Origin of the sequence: Mesorhizobium maamorense, from assembly GCF_044998965.1 — a bacterium.
In the GTDB taxonomy this organism is placed as follows: Bacteria; Pseudomonadota; Alphaproteobacteria; order Rhizobiales; family Rhizobiaceae; genus Mesorhizobium.
In genome coordinates this window covers 5988933-6008701 of record NZ_CP173356.1, presented here as the reverse complement: position 1 = coordinate 6008701, position 19769 = coordinate 5988933, and the positions used below count along the sequence as shown (strand labels likewise).

Below are 19769 nucleotides of genomic sequence, written 5' to 3'. Positions count from 1 at the left end.
GGATGAATGCGATGACGGATCTCGGCCTCTACCGCCATCTCGATCAGATGGCGCCCTGGAACGACAGGCTCCAGGTGCTGGAAGTGATCGGCGTGAGCGATGAGGCGCCTGATGTAAAGACCTTCACCTTCCGCTCCGATAACCAGACCTGGTTCCGCTACAAGCCGGGCCAGTTCGTGACGCTGGAACTGCCGACAGCGGATGGGCCCCTGATGCGCACCTACACGCTGTCGTCTTCGCCCTCGCGGCCGTTCTCGATCGCGGTGACGGTGAAGGCGCAGGCCGGCAGCACCGGCACGCGCTGGATGTTCGACCATTTGAGGCCTGGTTCGCACGTCAAGGCGTATGGGCCGGCCGGAGACTTTTCGCTGCACAGCCACCCGGCAGCCAAATATCTGTTCATCTCGGCCGGCTCCGGCGTGACGCCGATGATGTCGATGCTGCGCTGGCTGAACGACTGCGCGCCATGGACCGATGTCGGCTTCGTCAACTGCGCGCGCCGGCCCGAAGAGATCATCTTCCGCAAGGAGCTGGAATTGCTCGGCAGCCGCATGCCCGGCCTGTCGCTCGGCTTCATGATCGAGGAGCGGTCGAGCCGGGAGGGCTGGTTCGGCCATATGGGCCGCATCGACGCCATCCGGCTGCCGCTTTTGGCGCCCGATTTCCGAGAGCGCGAAATCTTCTGCTGCGGCCCCGATCCCTTCATGCGTGCCGTGCGCGGCATGCTCGAAGCCGCCGGCTTCGACATGGCGAAATACCATCAGGAAAGCTTTGCAGCGCCTCTGGCGGAGGAAATCCCGGCGCCGTTCGCCTCGCCGACCGGAGACGGCGCAGCCATTCCTGTCGAAGCCGCGACGCCGATCCGGTTCTCGATTTCGGATGTCGATGCCGCATGCGTCGCCGGCCAGACGGTGCTGCAGACGGCGCGCGCCTCGGGAGTCAGAATCCCCGCCGCGTGCGAATTCGGCCTGTGCGGAACCTGCAAGGTCAAGAAGCTCTCGGGCGAGGTCGAGATGAGCCACAATGGCGGCATCCTCGATCACGAGATCGAGGACGGCTTCATTCTCGCCTGCTGCTCCAAGCCGCTTTCGGCGCTTGATATCGAGGCGTGACCGACGGCGCTCGGCGGTCTGCAACGCCGCTTAAAGCGCGTCGCATGAGCCCATTTCGATGCGACACGCTTTGGAGCGAAATCCGACGGCCATTCAGGGAGTGATCAGCGTCACAGAAGGGAAATAAGTCCGGTAGCGGCCGACATCACGCGTCAGCAGCGGAAGGCGTCCGACGGCTGCGTGGGCGCCGATGAAAAAGTCAGGCAGCACGCCGGTCCTGGATCCTCCCGATCTGCGATATTGTGTAAATGCTTTTCCGGCAAGGAAGAGGGCTGCTCTTGGCATCGGAACCATTTCTAGACCGGCCGCCTCGACAAACGCTTCCAGATCCTCGATGCGTGCGTAGCGGACGGCAAGCTCGGCATAGACCGCATCATTGATCAACAACGGCCCATCGAGGCTCGCTGCCTCGAGATGGGCGACCGACCAATCCGCCCAGCTCGGATCGTCCGTAACAACGTCGAGCAGAACGTTGGCGTCGACGAGCGTCACCGTTCGGAACGCGTCAGCGCCATGATCGCGTCGGTCGTGAGCCCCTCGCCGGCATGGCCTCGCAACCTGGCGAAGCGGCTCGCCGGTTGCTTTTTGTCAGCACGGGTCAGCACCACGCTGCCATCGGCAGCGCGCCGGAAATCGACCTTGCTTCCCGGGACGATCTCCAGGAGATCGCGAACCGGTTTGGGGATGGTCACTTGTCCCTTCGCTGTAACGGTCGTCGCCATCTTCGTTCCTCGGTAATACCATGTCTCCCGAAGGTATTACCTTGCGGTTCGAATTTCAAGGCCTGAAGCGTCAATCCCCGGCCGGGAGGCGGGCTCGTCGACCGACAAGCCCGCCATCCCTGCATTCATGTCAACGCGATGTCTCAGCCATTGGCGAAGGGCACGGCGACATAGATCTGGGCATCGCCTCGTTCCACCAGCAGCAGCACCGATTTGCGGCCTGACTTGCCGGCCTGCGCGATCGCCTGCGTGGCCTGCCTGGCGCTCTTCACCGGCATCTGGTTGACGGCGATAATGATGTCGCCGGGCTGGACGCCGGAAGCCGCCGCCGCCTTGTCGGGATTGACCGCGGCGACCACCGCGCCACGCTGGTTGTCGGGGAGGTTCATCTGCTGGCGAATATCGGGCGTGATGTCCATCAGGCCGAGCCCGATCGCCGGCAGGCGGGCGCCCTGCCCGTTTCCCGGCGCGCCGGAATCACCAGATACCGACGCGGTCTGCGCATCGTCGCCATTGCGGCCGACGTCGACGGAAAGCTGCATGGTTTTGCCATTGCGCCAGACGTCGAGCGTTTCCTTCTTGCCGGGCGAGACATCGGCGACGGCACGCGACAGGTCCTTGGGATCCTTTATCTCCTGGCCGGCGAAGCCGGTGATGAGGTCCCCCGTCTGGATGCCGGCCGCGGCCGCCGGCGAGCCCTCGGTGACCGAGGAGACCAATGCGCCGCCGGGGTGATCGAGACCTATGGCACTGGCAACGTCCGGGGTCACCGGCTGGATCTGGACGCCAAGATAGCCGTATTCGATTTCGCCGCCCTTCATCAGCTTGGCGACCACCTTTTGCGCCTGGTCGGACGGAATGGCGAAGCCAACGCCGACGCTGCCGCCATTCGGCGAATAGATCGCGGTGTTGATGCCCACGACGTTGCCGCTCACATCGACCAGCGGACCGCCAGAGTTGCCGTGGTTGATCGGCGCGTCGATCTGGATGAAATCGTCGAACGGCCCGCTGTGGAGGTCGCGGCCGCGCGCCGAGACAATACCTGAGGTGACCGTGGTGCCGATGCCGAACGGATTGCCGAAGGCCAGCACTTGATCGCCCGGCATCAACTTATCGGAATCTCCCCATTTCACCGTCGGCAGGGGCTTGTCGGCCTTGATCTTGATCACCGCAAGGTCGTTCTTGGCGTCGCGGCCGACCAGCTTGGCGGGAAGCTCTGTACCGTCGTCAAGCGTCACCTTGATCGAGCTCGCGCCGTCGATGACATGGTTGTTGGTGACGATGGTGCCGTCGGCGCCGACGATAAAGCCGGATCCGAGCGCTTCGGCGCGCTGCGACTGCTGCGGCGGCGCTTTCGGCCCGGGCACGCCCTGGTCGCCGAAGAACTGGCGGAAATAATCGTCGAAAGGCGAGCCGCCGCCGTCCAGGGGCGAGGCATCGCTCATGGCGTCCGGTTGCCCCTTCATGACGGTCGTAACCGTCACCACGGCCGGCTTGTCGGCTGCCACGATGGGGGCAAAGGAGCCGTTCGGGGCCGCTACGCCGGCTACGGGAGTCTGTGTCGTACCGACGGCGTTGCGGACGTCGTTCGGGCTTTCGGCGAAGGAGGCCACGATGGGAGAAATGATCAGCGCAGCGCCCAGCAGGGCCGCGACGCGATGTCTACGAAGAATGCTTATGGGTGACATGGTCGTTCTGTCCGGGCGAGAGTTGAACCTGGGCCGCGGATGGTTCGGGGAAAAACACCCGTCGGCTGTCGACAGCCGGATTGCCTGTCTCGCCGCGCATGGCAGCCGGCCGGATCGACAAACCAGCATCTAGGGCGCGGATTGGCCCGATTTAGGGTTTTCGGGCGACCTTACGAAGATTTAATTTTAGAGCCAGCTTATGGACCAGCCGCTCGGCTGAGATAGGCCGAGGCGATCTCGCGCATGCGCTCGCCGTCGAAACTCGGGCCGTGACCACCATGGCCGATGCGGATCGGCAGGTCGAGCAAGCGCCGCATGGTGAGGCAGTAGACCGACTTGTCCGAGTCTGGCAGGTCGTCGATCAGCCGGTCGTCATAGATGGCGTCGCCGCTGAAGAACAGGCCGTCTGCTTCGTCGAACAGCGCGATCGAATCCGGCGAATGCCCGGGCAGATGCAGCACGCGGAACCGGCGGTCGCCGAGATCGACGACATCACCCTCGTCGAGGGTGCGCGTCAGCGGCGCTGGCGGGATCTTGTAATCCGCAGCCTTCCAGCCCGGCGCCGGCAGTTGCGAGACGGCGCCGTCGAGGTCGTGGAACATGTAGGCGTAGGTCGCCGCCTCATCCATGCTCTCGAACTGCGCGGCGCTCATCCTCGGTCCCGCGCGCAGCGCGAATTCATGCAGCGAGCCGACATGGTCGAGATGGATGTGGGTGACGACGACGATGAGCGGTTTACCGGCCGGGGTTTCGATCTCCGGCGCCAGCGGGCAGATGCCCATGCCGGTATCGACCAAGAGGTCGGCGTCCCGGCCGGTGAGATGCCAGATGTTGGCGCGCACATAGTCATGCACGAACGGCTCGGTCAGCATGGTCGTCTTGTCGTCGACGATGCTCCTGCTGAACCAGTTCTCCATCAGAAGCGGCCCGGCATCAGGTGTGAGCCTCGCATCAGGTGTGAGCCTGAGATCAAGTATGGTCCCGACATCAGACGAAGGGCTTTCCGACCCTGTATTTTTCCGGCACCAGCCGCTTCAGGTAAGCCATGCCGGCGTCGGACAGATGGTTGGCGTCCGGCTTCATGAAGTTCTCAGGCATGTGACGGGTCTTGCCGGCCACGTTCTTCAGCGGCACCTTCTTCAGCACGGTTTTGGTGCCGTCATATTGCAGCGCCACCGAGCCGCCGCCCTGTTCGGCCACGGTGACCGCGAAAGCTCCCGCGTCGAACGCCTCCTGCGCGTCGACGGCGCTGATGGCGCCGACATAGCCGCGCGGCATGTAGCCCAGCGCATCGACGCGGGCGCGCTTGCCAGGCAGCCCTTCGGCGAGCGCCCGCTCAAGTGCCGCCGGCAGGTCGCTGCCCGATAGCTTGACGTTGCCATGCTGGTCGCGCTCCAGCTTCTCCGGCGGCACCAGGCTTTCAACCAGCGCTTTGCCGTCGGCGGTGCTGACCCCTTCCGAGACGGCGACGATGCAGCGCTTGTGGCGGTCGAGCGTGGCGCGCACGTCCTCGATGAAGGCTGTGGCCGAGAACGGCCGCTCCGGCACGTAGACGAGATGCGGACCACTGTCGGGATCGAGCTGCCAAGCCGCGGCCGCGGCCGTGAGGAAGCCGGCGTGCCGACCCATGACGATGCCGACATAGATGCCGGGCAGAGCGCGAAAATCGAGATCGACGGACAGGAAAGCGCCGGCGACGAACTCGGCCGCCGAGATGAAACCCGGCGTGTGGTCGTTCTCCTCGAGATCATTGTCGATGGTCTTGGGCGCATGCACGAACGCGATCTTGCCGCCGGCGGCATCGGTCAGGATCTGCTGCGTGCCCGACGTGTCATTGCCGCCGATATAGATGAAGGCATCCGCGCCGGCCTTCTTCAGGCCGTCGAGGACGACCTCGCAATAGGCTGCATCCGGTTTGTCGCGCGTCGAGCCAAGGGCCGCGCTCGGCGTTCCGGCGATCAGCCGCAGGCGGTCTTCCGGGACGGCGGAAAGGTCGACATAATTGCCGTCGCGGATACCGCGCACGCCGTGGATGGAGCCCAGGACCTTGGCGCCGGGATGCCGCTTGCGGATCTCCAGCGTCGCCCCGACCACGGTCTGGTTGATGACGGCCGTCGGGCCGCCGCCCTGCGCGATGACGAAAGTTCCGGCCATTGGTGAAATTCTCCCGGGCGATTGAATTTCAGGCACCTTCGCCTGTCTTTGGCCATCGCGCAACGGCAGAAACGACCGGCCGCGCCAGCGGCCGCGAGGTGAGGCTTGAGCTAGACGACGACGACCGGGTTCTTCTTGGAAACGCGGCTGTAGAGGTCGATGATGTCCTGGTTGATCAGGCGCACACAGCCCGACGACATGGCCTGGCCGATGCTCCACCATTCGGGCGAGCCATGGATGCGGTAGCCGGTGTCCTTGCCGTCCTGATAGATGTAGAGAGCACGCGCGCCGAGCGGGTTGGTGAGGCCGCCGGGCTGGCCGCCCTGCCATTTTACCAATTCCGGCTTGCGGGCGATCATTTCCGGCGGCGGGGTCCAGGTCGGCCATTCCCGTCCGTACTGGATGTTGGCGCGGCCGGACCAGCGGAAGCCGTCCTTGCCGATGCCGACCCCGTAGCGGATGGCGTCGCCCCCCGGCTGGACGAGGTAGAGCATGCGCTCATTGAGATGAACGACGATGGTGCCGGGCGCTTCGCCCGTCTGGTCGACGACGATCTGGCGGCGGAATTCCGGCTTGATCTTGAGGTAGGGCACCTCCGGCACGTTGAAGCCGCCGTCGCTCAGGGACGCGTACATCAGGTCGGGGCTGGTGATGTTCTTGTCGACGCTGATGCTCGGCCGGATCGGCCGCAGCGAGCCGGTGACCGTGTCGTCCAGCTCGAGCGCCGGCAGGCCGCCGCCCGAAATCGAGCAGCCGGCGGCGCCAAGCAAGGCCAACGCCCCTGCCCCGGATAAAACGGCGCGGCGGGAGACAAGACTACCGGTTTCGATTGCGTCGCCGTTTCGCGGCGGCGTCAGACCTTGCGGCAACTCACGCATGTACCCAAACCCTACGCTGTCGGCGGGAAGCACGGTCCGGCCGGATGACGGGCATTTTCATCATTCATGGTTGATAAAGCGTGAAGGCCTTGCGCTGCCTGCATTTGCGAACAGACTGGGCGCCATTACGCCCTCTCCGGTATCGCCAACCAGCGTGCCCTGCACGAAATCACCTCGGGCGGGTCATGATCCCGGCGCCAGCGTGTCAAAAGCGGGGGCCTCCATGTGCAAGACCTGAAAGATCAACCTCGAGCTTCTCGCCGAGATCGTGAACCTGTCGGGCGGCTCGACTGACGCCGAACTGCCGTTGGCGGGGGTAGAAACAAACCGCTTTACATTCTCCTGGACCGAAGGATTTATCCTCTTCTTTGAGCTCAAAGGAGACGAGCATGTCCTTCGAAAACTGGGCCGCCTTCGCTGCCGCGTCGACCATCCTCCTAGTCATTCCGGGACCGACCATCCTTCTGGTCGTGTCCTATGCGCTCGGCCAGGGCTGGCGCACCGCACTGCCGATGGCTGTCGGCGTGGCGCTGGGCGACTTCACGGCGATGACCTTGTCGATGCTGGGCATCGGCGCCCTGCTGGCGGCTTCGGCCACCGTCTTCTCGATCCTGAAGCTGATCGGCGCCGCCTATCTGGTCTATCTCGGCGTAAAACTGTTCCGCGCCGGCGGCGCGCTCAAGGCCGAGCCCCGCACCGATGCCGTGTCCTCCGCCAGGATGACGGGGCATGCCTGGCTGGTCACCGCGCTCAACCCGAAGAGCATCACCTTTTTCGTCGCTTTCCTGCCGCAGTTTCTTGACCGGCACGCCGATTTCTGGACGCAGATGCTGATCTTCGAGACGACCTTCCTGGCGCTCGCCTTCGCCAACGCCTTCGGCTACGCGCTGATCGCGTCGCGAGCGCGCAACCTTGTGCGCAACCCCAGGGCGATCCGCGTCTTCAACCGCACCGGCGGCACGCTGCTGGTTGGCGCCGGCATCGCCACAGTGGCGATGCGTTCAGGGAATTGAACAAGGGGGATTCGCTCAACGCACAGCGTTAGCGCTGCCCCTCACCTGCCTGCCGGCGGATGAGGGGCGGCGTCGACTTTACGCACGAAAACAGCGCCAGCTTCGCCGTCTCACCACTTGATGCTGACGCCGAGATTGCCCTCAAGGATGCGCCGCTTGTCACCGCCGAGATTGGTGGTGTAGTCGCCGGTGGCGAAGAGGCTGACCTTGTCCGTCACCTTGGCGATCACGCCGCCGCCGAATTCGAACGAGGTCGAGCGGCTTTCGGTCGAGATGTCGGTGGTGTCGAAGTTGACGTGATCCGTGCCACCGAAACCGTGCCAGAGATTGGCCTTGAGGTAAGGTTGCAGCGCGGTGCCGTTCAATTTCGTCTCGCCCTGCAGGCGCAGGCCGAGGCGTCCGGTGACGTTGTCGTCGAGATCGAAGGAAACCGACGCGAAGCGATCCTCGGCATCGTCGAGCGATAGATGCTGCCAAATCAGTTGCGCCTGCGGTTCGAGCGTCCAGCCTTGCGCCAGCGCGATCGGGTAGCCCCCTTCCAGCGAAGCGGTGACGCCGGTTCCCTTGACATCGATGCCGATGTCGCGGGTCGAGGTCGCATCGCCGCTGAAAAAAGTGGCCATGACGACCCCGTCCAGGTACCAGCCCCCGGGACCGATACGGGTCCAGTAGCCGCCGACGCTGGTGCCGCCGAGATCGATGTCGCCGACGCCCAGATCGTTCTGCCCCAGCGCCTGGCCGCGCACATCGCCGTTCATGGTGGCATAGGCGATGAACAGGCCGGCACGATCGACGCCACCTGAAGCGGTTTCCTGGCCAAACACGTCGAAGCCGCCCTGGAACCCGAACAAGGTGCCGTCGAACGACGGCGAAACCGTTCCCGACCAGCCCATCTTCGCGTCCTGGCCGAAGATACGGCCCCAGACCGGAGAGAGTTCGGTGTTTGACAACAGGCTCTGTTCGCCTCGCCGTTCATGGAAAGTGCCAAGTGTCGTCATCGCCAGATGCTCGGCCACCGGCGGAACCGCCGAATAGACCGGGACCTCGACACGGTAGAGCAGGATCTCCTCCCCTGCCGCGGGCGTCGGAAGATCGGGCACCGCAGTCGGGACGGGCGGGGGCGGCGGTGGCGGATCAGCCGCCGGTGCCGCCGGCGGGGGTGGCGGGGGCTGGAGCTCCGGATCGCTGGCCTGCACCGGCGGCGTCGGATCGACCGGCGGATTGTTGACGTCGCCTTCGGACGGCACGGGCACCGGCGGCAGCTGGGAAGGTGGCGGCGGCGGCTCGACTGCCGGAGGTTCGGGCTCGAGCGCCGCGGTCGGTCCGATCGCCGGCGGCGCCGCGGCCGGCGATGTCGGTGTTATCAGCGACGAGCGCAGATACCAGTTCTCCGCGCTGCCTGCGGTGACGCCACCCTTGAACAGATAATATTCGAAGGCGCCCGCCGCGACCGGCGCGTCGAGCGCGAAGGCGCTGGCGCTGGAGGTGGCGCCATTGACCGCCTGGACGACCATGATGCCGTCCTGCGTCGTCTCGGCACCCGTGCCGCCGACATTGACCACCCCGATGCCGGTCGAGCCGGAAGCCGTGCCGCCCGACAGCACCAACCTGTCCGAGGCCGAGGAATCATCGCCGAGTTCCGTCTGGATGAGCAGCAGGCCGCCAAGCCCGGTGTAATTGCCCGAAATCGTCAGCCGATCCGTCGCGCCTGTACTGCCATTGGTCAGGTCGATGCGGCCGGCATTGACGACGTCCGCAAGCTGGCCCGCCGTAAAGGCCTGTATCGACGCGTTGAAGCCGCCGCCATAGAGCGTGCTTGCCGCATCGACGCTGAGCGAGCCCGTGCCGGTGCCGCTGTCTCCCAGCACCAGATTGCCGTCCAGCGTGAGTTCGGTGTCGTTGGTGGCGTCGATGCTCTCCCAGTTCTGCACCCGGCTGATGCCTTTGAGCTTGACGTTGTCGAAACTCAGCGTGTCGGTGCCGAGGCCACCATTCAGCGCGTCGGCGCCGCCCATATTGGAATTGGTCAGGTTGCTCAGCTTTGCCGTGTCGTTGTCGGCGCCGAGGTCGACGGCGCCATAGATGATGCCGCCGCCGTCCCAGACGAAACTGTCGGCGCCGAAGCTCATCAGCACGTCGCCGCCGACCGTGCCGCCGGTAATCGTCACGCTGTCATTGCCGCCGCTGACGCTGATGTTGCCGCCGATCGTGCCGCCCGAAAGGATGATCGTGTCCTTGTCGAAGCCGGTGACCAGGTTGCGGTCGATGGTGCCGCCGGACATGTTGAAGTAGTTCTGGTCGAGCTTCATGTTGACGCGGCCGATGCGGCCGCCGGTCATCACCGCATGGTCGCCGTCGTCGAAGAAATCGACGATGCGTCCGTCCGTCATGGTGAAGGTGTCGAGGCCATCACCCTGGTTAAGTGAACCGATCTGGCCGCCGCTCATGTTGAAGTCGTCGATGCCCGAGCCTTGCTGCACATTGCCGACGACGGTGCCAGCGCCGATGGTGAAGAAATCGGCGCCACCGCCCTGGTCGACCGTGCCGGTGATGGTACCGGACTGCATGTCGATGCGGTCCGAACCAACGCCGAAGGTGACATTGCCGCTCACCTGGCCGGTGCCGCCGGCGGGAAAGGTGAGCGTGTTGTCGCCGTTCAGATCGTTGAGGCTCCCGCCCGAATCGCCGCTGTCGCAGATGAAGGTGTCGTTTCCGGCGGTCGGAACGAGCAGGCATGCGGCGAAGGCGGCGGAATTGGGCAGCAACGCCAGCGACGTCGCGGCAAAAACGCCAAGCATTCGAGGAAGAAACATCACCGGCATATGCCGTTTCAGAACAACTAATTTAGCGATGTCTTCCGAATCGCCATTCGGAAGCCTGTTTTCAAAGCGCCGCACCGCGTCCCTCCAAGATTCGCGATTGCAAGCCCCCACCCTACGCCGCAATGAAGACACAATTCGTTCCGTTTTACAAAGCCTAATCTGCCCGTCATGGTTGATGAACTGGAAAACGGGCCGGACAGAGCTGTGCTTTGATTGCGCCAGAATTGGTCCTTGGCGTGCGTCTCGCCAACCCTCCAAAGCGTGTTGGTGGCGGCGCGTACGCTGGCGCGGCCACACAGCCCGCCGTCGGCGTTGTTTTCGTGATGCGCGGCTGATTTTCAGAGAATTGACCCGCGGCGGATCTTGGCTTAAAAACTGCCTCGGCCAGATTTTTTCGAGATCCGAAAAAAATAATGGCAAGGGAGGAAAACATGTATCTCGGCCTCGACCTTGGCACGTCGGGCGTCAAGGCGCTGCTGATCGATGCCGAACAGACCGTCATCGGTTCCGGCCATGGCGCGCTCGACGTTTCGCGGCCGCATCCCGGCTGGTCCGAACAGGATCCAGCCCACTGGCTACGCGCCTGCGAAGACGCGATTGCCGAACTGAAGGCCTCCCATCCCTGGCAGTTCGCGGCGGTGAAAGGCATTGGCCTATCCGGTCAGATGCATGGCGCCACCTTGCTCGATGCCTCTGACAAGGTGCTGCGCCCCTGCATTCTGTGGAACGATACGCGCAGCCATGCCGAGGCAGCCGCGCTCGACGCCGATCCGCGGTTTCGCGAGCTGACCGGCAACATCGTCTTTCCCGGTTTCACCGCGCCGAAGCTCGCCTGGGTGAAGAACAACGAACCCGCCATTTTCGCCAAAGTGGCCAAGGTGCTGCTGCCCAAGGATTTCCTGCGGCTGTGGCTGACCGGCGAACATATTTCGGAAATGTCGGACTCGGCTGGCACTTCCTGGCTCGACGTTGGGAAGCGGCGCTGGTCCGCCGACCTGCTCGCGGCCACGTCGCTCGACGAAAAGCACATGCCATCCCTGGTCGAGGGTACGCAGAAGGCCGGTGGGCTGCGCGGCGAGCTGGCGTCGAAATGGGGCGTCGAAGCCGGCATCCCGATTGCCGGCGGCGCCGGCGACAATGCGGCTTCCGCCTGCGGCATGGGCACGGTCCGTGCCGGCCATGCGTTCGTGTCTCTGGGCACGTCAGGCGTGCTGTTTGCCGCCAATGCCTCCTATCTGCCCAACCCGGCAAGCGCGGTCCACACTTTCTGCCATGCGCTGCCTGACACCTGGCATCAGATGGGCGTCATCCTGTCGGCCACCGATTCGCTCAATTGGCTGTCCGAGATTACCGGCAAGGGCGCAGGCGAGTTGACATCGGAACTGGGCGATACACTGAAGGCGCCGACCGGCGTGTCCTTCCTGCCCTATCTCTCGGGCGAGCGCACGCCACACAATGATTCCGTCATTCGCGGCTCCTTTACCGGACTGGCGCATGAATCGAGCCGCGCCGTCCTGACCCAGGCCGTGCTGGAAGGCGTGGCCTTCGCCTTTCGCGACAGCCTCGAGGCGTTGAAGACTGCGGGCACGAGCTTGATGCGTGTGACGGCGATCGGCGGCGGCTCGCGCTCGCGCTACTGGCTGAAGGCCATCGCCACCGCGCTTCAGCTGCCTGTCGACATTCCCGCCGACGGCGATTTCGGCGCCGCCTTCGGCGCCGCCCGGCTCGGCCTGATCGCAGCGACGGACACTGATCCGCTCGATGTCTGCACGGCGCCGAGGACCGATGCAACGATCGAACCGGATGCCGGCTTGGATGGTGCATTTGCCGATGCCTACCAGCGCTACCGCGGGCTTTATCCGGCGATCAGGGCGGCAACGGCGTGAGCAGGCGCCACGCGCCCCCTCTGCCCTGCCGGGCATCTCCCCTCTAGGGGGAAGATCGGCAGCTTTGGCGGCTACGCTAGCCTTGCAAGGCCGGAGGTTGGCGAAGGTATAAAAATCAGCCAATCTCCCCCTTGAGGGGAGAGATGGCCGGCAGGCCAGAGGGGGGCGCCTGGCGCCTACCTTAGCCGTGAAGCCTCACTGCGCCGGCACCTTGTCGAGGAAGCCGGTGATGCTCTTCAGGCGGCCGTTCTCGATGACGCCGATATCGGTGCCTTCGATGATGGACGGTGTGCCCTCCGGGCCGAGGTTCCAGGAAAAGCGGATTTTGTCGGCAAACCCGTCCGGTGTGCCTTTCAGCGAGAAGCGGAAGCCGGCAAAGCGCTGCTGCACGCCGTCGATCAGCGCCGCGACGCCTTCATGGCCGTCGCCCTGCATGATGGGATCGCGATAGCTGACGTCTTCGGTGAAAGTCGCCTTGAGCAGCGCCTGACGGCGCGCGGCGTCGCTCTCGTTCCAGGCGGTGATGTAGCTTTCGGCGATCTTGTTGAGATCGGTCATGATCTGTCTCCTTCGTTGGCTTTGACATGACCCTTTTCATCCAACGGACGAACGGAACCAATTACGCCTGAGGTAATCAGGCGGAGCCATTTCGGAGAGGAAGGAAATCCATGAGCAGCGGCTTTTTCGGCGACATCAAGAAGATCAAATATGAGGGGCCGGATTCGGCCAATCCGCTGGCTTACCGGTTCTACAACCCGGACGAGCTGGTGGCCGGCAAGCGGCTGGAAGACCATCTGCGCTTCGCCGTCGCCTACTGGCATTCCTTCGCCTGGCCGGGCGGCGATCCGTTCGGCGGCCAGACCTTCGATCGGCCGTGGTTCCCCAAGGCCGGCGGCATCGACACGATGGAACTGGCAAAACTGAAAGCAGACGTCGCCTTCGAGATGTTCTCGCTGCTCGGCGCGCCCTATTTCTGCTTCCACGATGCCGACGTGCGGCCCGAAGGCAAGGATTTTTCGGAAAGTTCCGCGCGCCTCGACGAGATCGCGGACTATTTCGCCACCAAGATGAAGCAGACTGGCGTCAAGCTCTTGTGGGGCACGGCGAACCTGTTCTCGCACCGCCGTTTCATGTCGGGTGCCGCGACAAACCCCGATCCGGATGTGTTTGCCTATGCGGCGGCGACGGTGAAGAGCTGCATCGACGTCACCAAGCGGCTGAAGGGCGAGAATTACGTGCTTTGGGGCGGACGCGAGGGCTATGAGACGCTGCTCAACACCGACCTTGCCCGCGAGCAGGAGCAGGCCGGCCGTTTCCTCAACCTCGTCGTCGACTACAAGCACAAAATCGGCTTCAAAGGCACGATCCTGATCGAGCCGAAGCCGCAGGAACCCACAAAACACCAGTACGACTACGATGTCGCGACCGTCTATGGCTTCCTCAAGCGCTTCGGACTGGAGAAGGAGGTCAAGCTCAACATCGAGCAGGGCCACGCCATCCTCGCCGGCCATTCCTTCGAGCACGAGCTGGCGTTGGCCAATGCGCTCGGCGTCTTCGGCTCGATCGACATGAACCGCAACGACTACCAGTCGGGCTGGGACACCGACCAGTTCCCCAACAACGTGCCGGAGATGGCACTGGCCTACTACCAGGTTCTGCAGGCGGGCGGCTTCAAGACCGGCGGCACCAATTTCGACGCCAAGCTGCGCCGCCAGTCGCTCGATTCGCAGGACCTGCTGATCGGCCATATCGGCGGCATGGATGCCTGCGCGCGCGGCCTGAAAGCGGCCGCCAAGATGGTCGAAGACAAGGCGCTGTCGGCTCCGCTCGCCGAGCGCTACGCGGGCTGGAACAGCGCCGAGGCCAAAGCGATGCTTGCCGGCAAGCGTACGCTGGAGGACATCGCCGAGCGCGTGGTGAAGAAGAAGATCGAACCGCAGCCGCGCTCCGGCCGCCAGGAACTGCTGGAAAACATCGTCAACCGCTACGTGTAAGGGATGAAAGGCGGGCGGCGGCTCGTTCAGCCACCGTTCCGCTTACCCACGCCGCTTCGCGGGAAGAAGTTCCCGGCGTCGCGCTTATCTGCCTGCCACCTTCTTCGCCATTGAACGGGAAAGGTGCCGGCGGGCGGACGAGGGTGGCGCCGAGACCGGGTGAAACGGCTTTGCGCCAGTGCGGAACCGAAGACAAGGTTTTGCCCACTGACGCCCCCCAATCGCCTCTCTCTTGCCTTCAAACTGCCGTCACGAATCTCCTATAAGAAGGGCTCGTGGCGGGAGAGGAAGAAGGAGGCGAACCGATATGCAGAACGAACGTGAAATCGACGCCCTGCTCTCAAATGGCGAGGCCGGGTCGATCATCGACCGGCTGATGGCAATGCCGCATCCGAAGGATGGTGCGCGCCGCTCCAACGAATGGGACCGCGCCGTTGCCAGCCGTTTCGAGACCCATCTGGCAAGACAGATGCGCTCGCAGATCGATAGTGGCGGCGACCGGCAGAACGCTGCCTGATCAACCGCTTCCCACTTTGGACGACATGTACATCAACCCCGGCGTAGCCTGACCGGGGCTTCACCGAAAGCTCTTGAAAACGCCCTCGAAAATGCCGCGGCGGATGAAAATCCGGTCCGCCCGGCAATGTCGGCCATCGCCACTCTGGTGTCGATCACCAGCCGCCGCGCAGCGCCCAGGCGCAGCCTGAGATAGTAGGCGCCGGGCGTCTCGCCGATCGACTTGCGGAAGATGCTCTCCAGTGTCCGTGCCGTAACCCCGGCGCGCTTTGCCACGGCGGCGACCGTCAACGGCTGGTCGACATGCGCTTCCATCAGCCGGATGGCTTGCGCCAGGCGCGGATCATAGCCGTCGAGCCGGCCAAGCGAGACCAGGGGCTGAGCGTCGGTGGCCGCACGGGCCTGATCGTAGATGAAGACGCTGGCCACATCGAGCGCCACGGCCATGCCGAGGCGGGTGCGAACGAGGTGCAGCATCAGGTCGAAGGTGGGCGAGGCGCCACCGGAGGTGAAGACCGGCCCGTCGATGACGTAACGGTCCGGGCGGACGTCGACGCCCGGAAAGGCCGACGAGAAATCCTCCATGTCTTCCCAGTGGGTGGTGGCGCTGCGGCCTTCGAGCAAGCCGGCCCGCGCGACCAGCCATGTACCGGCCTCGACGCCGCCGCAGGCGCGCGCCGAACGGGCAGCGCGGCGCAGGCCCGAGAGCAGAGCCGACGTCGCATAATTCTGCGTGCCGAAACCGGCGACGACGACAAGAACGTCGGTCGGCTCGGCCGCATCGAAGCGGCCGCTGACAGCCACTGGCAGGCCGCAAGTGGTGACCGGCGCCTCGCCGGTTACGGAAACCAGCTTGAAATCGAACAATGTCTCGCCGGAGATGCGGTTGGCGGCGCGCAGCGGGTCGACCGCCGAGGCCACGCACATGATGGACGAGCCGGAAAACACCAGCATCGTCACCTTGAGCGGCAGACGCTCGGCGCGAAAGATCGTCAGTTTTTCGCCTTTAGTCATGGAAGCTTCGTAAAACGCAAAGCAGTTTTCGGCAAGTCGGGCGATGCTTGGCGCCTGTTTCGACTGGGAGGAGAGTTCCATGCCGCTTGCGATGAACCGTGAGGTTTTCATTACCTGTGCCGTGACCGGGTCCGGCGGCACGCAGGACCGCAGCCCGCATGTGCCGCGCTCGCCCAAAGAGATCGCTGATTCGGCCATCGACGCGGCCAAGGCGGGGGCGGCGATCGTGCATTGCCATGTGCGCGATCCCGAGACCGGCAAGCCCAGGCGCGACGTTCATCTCTACCGCGAGGTGACCGAGCGCATCCGCGAGGCAGACGTCGACGTGGTGCTGAACCTTACCGCCGGCATGGGTGGAGACATGGTGTTCGGCTCGCCCGAAGCGCCGCTGCCGCTCAATGAGAAGGGCACCGACATGGGCGGCGCCACCAACCGCATGGAGCATGTACGCCAGTGCCTGCCGGAGATCTGCACGTTGGACTGCGGCACAATGAACTTCGCAGAGGCCGACTATGTCATGACCAACACACCCGGCATGCTGCGCGCCATGGGCGGCATGATGACCGCGCTCGGCGTCAAGCCGGAGATCGAGGCCTTCGATACCGGTCATCTCTGGTTCGCCAAGCAACTGGTCGAGGAGAAAGTGCTGAAGCCGGATGCGCTGGTGCAACTCTGCATGGGCGTGCCGTGGGGCGCGCCAGACGACCTCAATACCTTCATGGCCATGGTCAACAACGTGCCGTCGACCTGGAACTGGTCGGCCTTTTCCATCGGCCGCAACCAGATGGCTTATGCCGCGGCGGCGGTGCTGGCGGGCGGCAATGTCCGGGTCGGGCTCGAGGATAATCTCTGGCTCGACAAGGGCGTGCTTGCCACCAACGCGCAGCTGGTCGAACGCGCCGCCAGCATCGTCACCAATCTCGGCGCCAGGATTCTGGGGCCGGAGGAAGTGCGCAGGAAGCTCAACCTCACCAAGCGGCCGCCGATCGCGGCATGAGCATGATCCCGAAAAGTGGGACCCGGTTTTCGGGTAAGATCATGCTCAAACAAGAAGACTAATTCGCAGGGAGGGTCGATATGGCTACCGTCAAATTCACCGCGATGAAGGATGGCGACAGGGACGATTACGAGTTCCTGACGGCCCATGAAATCGACTACGCAGCCAAGACCGGCGAGCGGCTGCTCGACGCGCTCGTGCAGCTCGACGAAGGCCTGTCCGGCTACAAGATCACCCGGCTCGGCCATTCGCTGCAGAGCGGCGACACGGGCCTGGCGCGACGGCGCAGACACCGACTGGATCGCCTGCGCGCTGCTGCACGATATCGGCGACATCTACGCGCCCTACAATCACGACGAATATGCCGCGTCGATCCTGAAGCCCTTCGTGCGCGAGCAATGCACCTGGGTGGTGGAAAAGCACGGCGATTTCCAGCGCCTTTATTACGCCCATCATCTCGGCGGCAATCGCCGCGCGCGCGACCGCTTCGCCGGCCATGCCTATTTCGAGGATTGCGACCAGTTTTGCGAACGCTGGGACCAGTCGAGCTTCGACGCCGACTACGAGACGCTGCCGATCGAGTTCTTCCGGCCTTTCGTGCTCGAAGTCTTTGCCCGCAAGGCCTACGACCCATTGGTGATCCGTACGGGCGAGCGCGTACCTCTGACGGATCCACAAACAGCCAGCAAAAGAACCGGAGCCTGACAATGAGCATCATCAACAAGGCGGCCGCCATCGGCGGCGGTGTCATCGGTGCGGGCTGGGTGGCGCGGCTGCTCCTCAACGGCATCGACGTGTCGATCTTCGATCCCGATCCCGAGGCCTCGCGCAAGGTCTCGGAAGTGATGAAGGGTGCGCGCCGCGCCTACAAGCAGATGGTTCCCGGAGGCCTGCCGAAAGAAGGCAGGCTGACCTTCGCCAAGACCATTGCCGACGCGGTGGCCGACGCCGATTTCATCCAGGAAAGCGTGCCGGAACGGCTCGACCTCAAGCACAAGGTGCTGGCCGAGATCGACACTCACGCGCCGGCCAACGCCATCGTCGGCTCGTCCACATCAGGCATCAAGCCGACCGACATGCAGATTGCGATGAAGAAGCATCCGGAGCGGCTGGTCGTCGGCCACCCGTTCAACCCGGTCTATCTCCTGCCGCTGGTCGAGATCGTCGGCGGCGACCAGACCTTTCCGGAGGCGATCGAGGTTGCCCGGGAAATCTATGCCTCGATCGGCATGAAGCCTGTCGTCATCCGCAAGGAAATCGAGGCCTTCGTCGGCGACCGCCTGCTGGAAGCCGCCTGGCGCGAGGCGCTGTGGCTGATCAAGGACGGCATCTGCACCGTCGAGGAACTGGACGACATCATGCGCTATGGCTTCGGCCTGCGCTGGGCACAGATGGGCATGTTCCAGGTCTATCGCGTCGCCGGCGGCGAAGCCGGCATGCGCCACTTCATGGCGCAGTTCGGCCCCTGCCTGAAATGGCCGTGGACCAAGCTGATGGACGTACCGGAGTTCAACGACGAGCTGGTCGACCTGATCGCCACGCAGTCGGACGACCAGGCGCATGGCCTGTCGATCCGCGAACTGGAAAAGATCCGCGACGACAATCTGGTCGCCATCATGGATGCGCTCTCGAAGCAGAACAAGGGCAAGGGCTGGGGAGCCGGCGCCCTGCACAGGGACTATACGAAGCAGTTGGCCAAGCTGGCGGCGAAAAAGCCGGCGGCCTCCAAGGCGGCCGAGAAGGCGAAGGCATCGAAGCCGGTGAAGAAAGCCGAAAAACCGAAGAAAAAGAAGAAAGGCTGAGACCATGGATTTCGGTCTGTCGGAGGAACAAAAGCTCATTGTCGAGACGACGCGCGCCTTCGTCGAGAATGAGCTTTACCCGCATGAGCGCGAGGTCGAGCGCACCGGCGTGCTGCGCCGCGAATTGATCGAGGAGCTGAAGGCCAAGGCGATCGAAGCCGGTCTCTATGCCGCCAACATGCCGGCCGATGTCGGCGGCGCGGGGCTCGATACGGTGACCTGGCTGCTCTACGAGAAGGAACTCGGCCGCGCCAACTACGCGCTGCACTGGACCTGCGTCGCGCGCCCTTCCAACATCCTTTTGGCCGGCACGCCGGAGCAGCGCGAAAAATACCTGTTCCCCTGCATCCGCGGCGAGAAATGGGATTGCCTGGCGATGACCGAACCGGGCGCCGGTTCGGACCTGCGCGGAATGAAGGCGACAGCCGTTCACGATGGCGGCGACTGGGTCCTGAACGGCACCAAGCACTTCATCAGCCACGCCGATCTTGCCGACTTCGCCATCGTCTTCATGGCCTCGGGCGAAGAGGATTCGCCGCGCGGCAAACGCAAGAAGATCACCGCCTTCTTCGTCGACAAGGGCACCAAGGGCTTCACGGTGCGCGACGGCTACCGCAACGTCTCACATCGCGGCTACACCAACGCCATCCTCGAATTCGACGATTGCCGCCTTCCGGCAAGCCAGGTGTTGGGTGAAGTCCACAAGGGTTTCGACGTCGCCAATTCCTGGCTCGGCGCCACCCGCCTGCAGGTCGGCGCCACCTGCCTCGGCCGTGCCGAGCGGGCGCTTGGCCATGCGGTCGAGTACGCCGCGCAGCGTCAGCAATTTGGCCAGCAGATCGGCAAGTTCCAGGGCGTGTCGTTCAAGCTCGCCGACATGGCAACCGAACTCAAGGCCGCGGACCTGATGGTGTTCGAAGCCGGCTGGAAGTACGATCAGGGCACCGTCACCGACCAGGACATGGCCATGGCCAAGCTGAAGGCCACAGAAATGCTGGCTTACGTCGCCGACGAAGCGATCCAGATCCATGGTGGCATGGGGCTGATGGACGACCTGCCGCTGGAGCGCATCTGGCGCGACGCCCGGGTCGAGCGCATCTGGGAAGGCACGTCGGAAATCCAGCGCCACATCATTTCGCGGGCGCTGCTGCGCCCGTTCGGGGCCTGATCC

General features: G+C 64.1%; 17 protein-coding genes and 1 pseudogene. 9 read left to right on the top strand and 9 right to left on the bottom strand.

Annotated elements, in window-relative coordinates:
• The first annotated feature begins 11 nt into the window (after nucleotides 1-11).
• The gene (locus ACIU1A_RS30055; RefSeq protein WP_404925979.1) at nucleotides 12-1112 is read left to right on the top strand and encodes a 2Fe-2S iron-sulfur cluster-binding protein; all 1101 of its coding nucleotides are present in this window, start codon (nucleotides 12-14) and stop codon (nucleotides 1110-1112) included.
• A 93-nt stretch (nucleotides 1113-1205) separates the two neighbouring features.
• Here the strand turns inward: ACIU1A_RS30055 and ACIU1A_RS30050 are convergent, their stop codons facing one another.
• The 6 genes from ACIU1A_RS30050 to ACIU1A_RS30025 form a co-directional block, all read right to left on the bottom strand.
• Nucleotides 1206-1604, bottom strand: coding sequence for a type II toxin-antitoxin system VapC family toxin (locus tag ACIU1A_RS30050; protein ID WP_404925978.1), 399 nt, complete (start codon nucleotides 1602-1604; stop codon nucleotides 1206-1208).
• Nucleotides 1601-1834, bottom strand: coding sequence for an AbrB/MazE/SpoVT family DNA-binding domain-containing protein (locus ACIU1A_RS30045; RefSeq protein WP_140501232.1), 234 nt, complete (start codon nucleotides 1832-1834; stop codon nucleotides 1601-1603). The genes ACIU1A_RS30050 and ACIU1A_RS30045 overlap by 4 nt, the downstream gene beginning before the upstream one ends.
• A gap of 143 nt (nucleotides 1835-1977) precedes the next feature.
• Nucleotides 1978-3522, bottom strand: coding sequence for a DegQ family serine endoprotease (locus ACIU1A_RS30040; protein ID WP_404925977.1), 1545 nt, complete (start codon nucleotides 3520-3522; stop codon nucleotides 1978-1980).
• Nucleotides 3523-3719: 197 nt separating this feature from the next.
• The gene (locus tag ACIU1A_RS30035; protein ID WP_404925976.1) at nucleotides 3720-4439 is read right to left on the bottom strand and encodes an MBL fold metallo-hydrolase; all 720 of its coding nucleotides are present in this window, start codon (nucleotides 4437-4439) and stop codon (nucleotides 3720-3722) included.
• A 70-nt stretch (nucleotides 4440-4509) separates the two neighbouring features.
• Nucleotides 4510-5676: a diphosphate--fructose-6-phosphate 1-phosphotransferase gene (locus ACIU1A_RS30030; RefSeq protein WP_404925975.1), complete on the bottom strand. Its 1167-nt coding sequence runs from the start codon at nucleotides 5674-5676 to the stop codon at nucleotides 4510-4512.
• A gap of 110 nt (nucleotides 5677-5786) precedes the next feature.
• Nucleotides 5787-6554 (bottom strand): L,D-transpeptidase, encoded by a 768-nt coding sequence (locus tag ACIU1A_RS30025; RefSeq protein ID WP_404925974.1) that lies wholly within the window; start codon nucleotides 6552-6554, stop codon nucleotides 5787-5789.
• A gap of 389 nt (nucleotides 6555-6943) precedes the next feature.
• Here ACIU1A_RS30025 and ACIU1A_RS30020 point away from each other — a divergent pair, with 389 nt between their 5' ends.
• Entirely contained in the window at nucleotides 6944-7567 is a 624-nt protein-coding gene (locus ACIU1A_RS30020; protein WP_404925973.1) for a LysE family translocator, read from the top strand.
• Between the two features lie 110 nt (nucleotides 7568-7677).
• On the opposite strand, the gene ACIU1A_RS30015 is transcribed toward ACIU1A_RS30020, so the two are convergent.
• On the bottom strand, nucleotides 7678-10380 hold the full coding sequence (locus ACIU1A_RS30015; RefSeq protein WP_404925972.1) for an autotransporter outer membrane beta-barrel domain-containing protein: 2703 nt from the start codon (nucleotides 10378-10380) through the stop codon (nucleotides 7678-7680).
• 440 nt (nucleotides 10381-10820) lie between these two features.
• Here ACIU1A_RS30015 and xylB point away from each other — a divergent pair, with 440 nt between their 5' ends.
• Entirely contained in the window at nucleotides 10821-12275 is a 1455-nt protein-coding gene (gene xylB, locus ACIU1A_RS30010) for a xylulokinase (protein ID WP_140517792.1), read from the top strand.
• Between the two features lie 195 nt (nucleotides 12276-12470).
• Here xylB and ACIU1A_RS30005 read toward each other — a convergent pair whose 3' ends face one another.
• The gene (locus tag ACIU1A_RS30005) at nucleotides 12471-12833 is read right to left on the bottom strand and encodes a nuclear transport factor 2 family protein (protein WP_140525794.1); all 363 of its coding nucleotides are present in this window, start codon (nucleotides 12831-12833) and stop codon (nucleotides 12471-12473) included.
• A 110-nt stretch (nucleotides 12834-12943) separates the two neighbouring features.
• Between ACIU1A_RS30005 and xylA the strand changes: the two genes are divergently transcribed.
• Together xylA and ACIU1A_RS29995 are read left to right on the top strand one after the other, a co-directional pair.
• Nucleotides 12944-14269, top strand: coding sequence for a xylose isomerase (gene xylA / locus ACIU1A_RS30000; RefSeq protein ID WP_140561821.1), 1326 nt, complete (start codon nucleotides 12944-12946; stop codon nucleotides 14267-14269).
• Between the two features lie 307 nt (nucleotides 14270-14576).
• Nucleotides 14577-14786, top strand: a complete 210-nt coding sequence (locus ACIU1A_RS29995) for a hypothetical protein (RefSeq protein WP_140491096.1) — start codon at nucleotides 14577-14579, stop codon at nucleotides 14784-14786.
• 32 nt (nucleotides 14787-14818) lie between these two features.
• On the opposite strand, the gene ACIU1A_RS29990 is transcribed toward ACIU1A_RS29995, so the two are convergent.
• Nucleotides 14819-15799, bottom strand: a complete 981-nt coding sequence (locus tag ACIU1A_RS29990) for a GlxA family transcriptional regulator (protein ID WP_140491100.1) — start codon at nucleotides 15797-15799, stop codon at nucleotides 14819-14821.
• Between the two features lie 79 nt (nucleotides 15800-15878).
• On the opposite strand from ACIU1A_RS29990, the gene ACIU1A_RS29985 reads away from it, so the two are divergent.
• The 4 genes and pseudogenes from ACIU1A_RS29985 to ACIU1A_RS29970 all read left to right on the top strand — a co-directional run bounded on the left by ACIU1A_RS29985 (nucleotide 15879) and on the right by ACIU1A_RS29970 (nucleotide 19766).
• Complete coding sequence (locus tag ACIU1A_RS29985) at nucleotides 15879-16796, top strand: 3-keto-5-aminohexanoate cleavage protein (protein ID WP_404925971.1); 918 nt, start codon at nucleotides 15879-15881, stop codon at nucleotides 16794-16796.
• An 80-nt stretch (nucleotides 16797-16876) separates the two neighbouring features.
• A pseudogene (locus tag ACIU1A_RS29980) lies at nucleotides 16877-17501 on the top strand (HD domain-containing protein).
• A 2-nt stretch (nucleotides 17502-17503) separates the two neighbouring features.
• Nucleotides 17504-18598 carry a carnitine 3-dehydrogenase gene (locus ACIU1A_RS29975; protein ID WP_140729604.1) on the top strand — a complete coding sequence of 365 codons (1095 nt, stop codon included), beginning with the start codon at nucleotides 17504-17506 and terminating at the stop codon, nucleotides 18596-18598.
• 4 nt (nucleotides 18599-18602) lie between these two features.
• On the top strand, nucleotides 18603-19766 hold the full coding sequence (locus ACIU1A_RS29970) for an acyl-CoA dehydrogenase family protein (protein WP_404925970.1): 1164 nt from the start codon (nucleotides 18603-18605) through the stop codon (nucleotides 19764-19766).
• The last annotated feature ends 3 nt before the right edge of the window (nucleotides 19767-19769 follow it).

Bases quoted from the DNA above. Each gene is read 5' to 3' on its own strand.
- ACIU1A_RS30055 (WP_404925979.1), top strand. From the start codon at position 12: ATGACGGATCTCGGCCTCTACCGCCATCTCGATCAGATGGCGCCCTGG.
- ACIU1A_RS30045 (WP_140501232.1), bottom strand. From the start codon at position 1,834: ATGGCGACGACCGTTACAGCGAAGGGACAAGTGACCATCCCCAAACCG.
- ACIU1A_RS30040 (WP_404925977.1), bottom strand. From the start codon at position 3,522: ATGTCACCCATAAGCATTCTTCGTAGACATCGCGTCGCGGCCCTGCTG.
- ACIU1A_RS30035 (WP_404925976.1), bottom strand. From the start codon at position 4,439: ATGGAGAACTGGTTCAGCAGGAGCATCGTCGACGACAAGACGACCATG.
- ACIU1A_RS30030 (WP_404925975.1), bottom strand. From the start codon at position 5,676: ATGGCCGGAACTTTCGTCATCGCGCAGGGCGGCGGCCCGACGGCCGTC.
- ACIU1A_RS30025 (WP_404925974.1), bottom strand. From the start codon at position 6,554: ATGCGTGAGTTGCCGCAAGGTCTGACGCCGCCGCGAAACGGCGACGCA.
- ACIU1A_RS30020 (WP_404925973.1), top strand. From the start codon at position 6,944: ATGTCCTTCGAAAACTGGGCCGCCTTCGCTGCCGCGTCGACCATCCTC.
- ACIU1A_RS30015 (WP_404925972.1), bottom strand. From the start codon at position 10,380: ATGTTTCTTCCTCGAATGCTTGGCGTTTTTGCCGCGACGTCGCTGGCG.
- xylB (WP_140517792.1), top strand. From the start codon at position 10,821: ATGTATCTCGGCCTCGACCTTGGCACGTCGGGCGTCAAGGCGCTGCTG.
- ACIU1A_RS30005 (WP_140525794.1), bottom strand. From the start codon at position 12,833: ATGACCGATCTCAACAAGATCGCCGAAAGCTACATCACCGCCTGGAAC.
- xylA (WP_140561821.1), top strand. From the start codon at position 12,944: ATGAGCAGCGGCTTTTTCGGCGACATCAAGAAGATCAAATATGAGGGG.
- ACIU1A_RS29995 (WP_140491096.1), top strand. From the start codon at position 14,577: ATGCAGAACGAACGTGAAATCGACGCCCTGCTCTCAAATGGCGAGGCC.
- ACIU1A_RS29990 (WP_140491100.1), bottom strand. From the start codon at position 15,799: ATGACTAAAGGCGAAAAACTGACGATCTTTCGCGCCGAGCGTCTGCCG.
- ACIU1A_RS29985 (WP_404925971.1), top strand. From the start codon at position 15,879: ATGCCGCTTGCGATGAACCGTGAGGTTTTCATTACCTGTGCCGTGACC.
- ACIU1A_RS29975 (WP_140729604.1), top strand. From the start codon at position 17,504: ATGAGCATCATCAACAAGGCGGCCGCCATCGGCGGCGGTGTCATCGGT.
- ACIU1A_RS29970 (WP_404925970.1), top strand. From the start codon at position 18,603: ATGGATTTCGGTCTGTCGGAGGAACAAAAGCTCATTGTCGAGACGACG.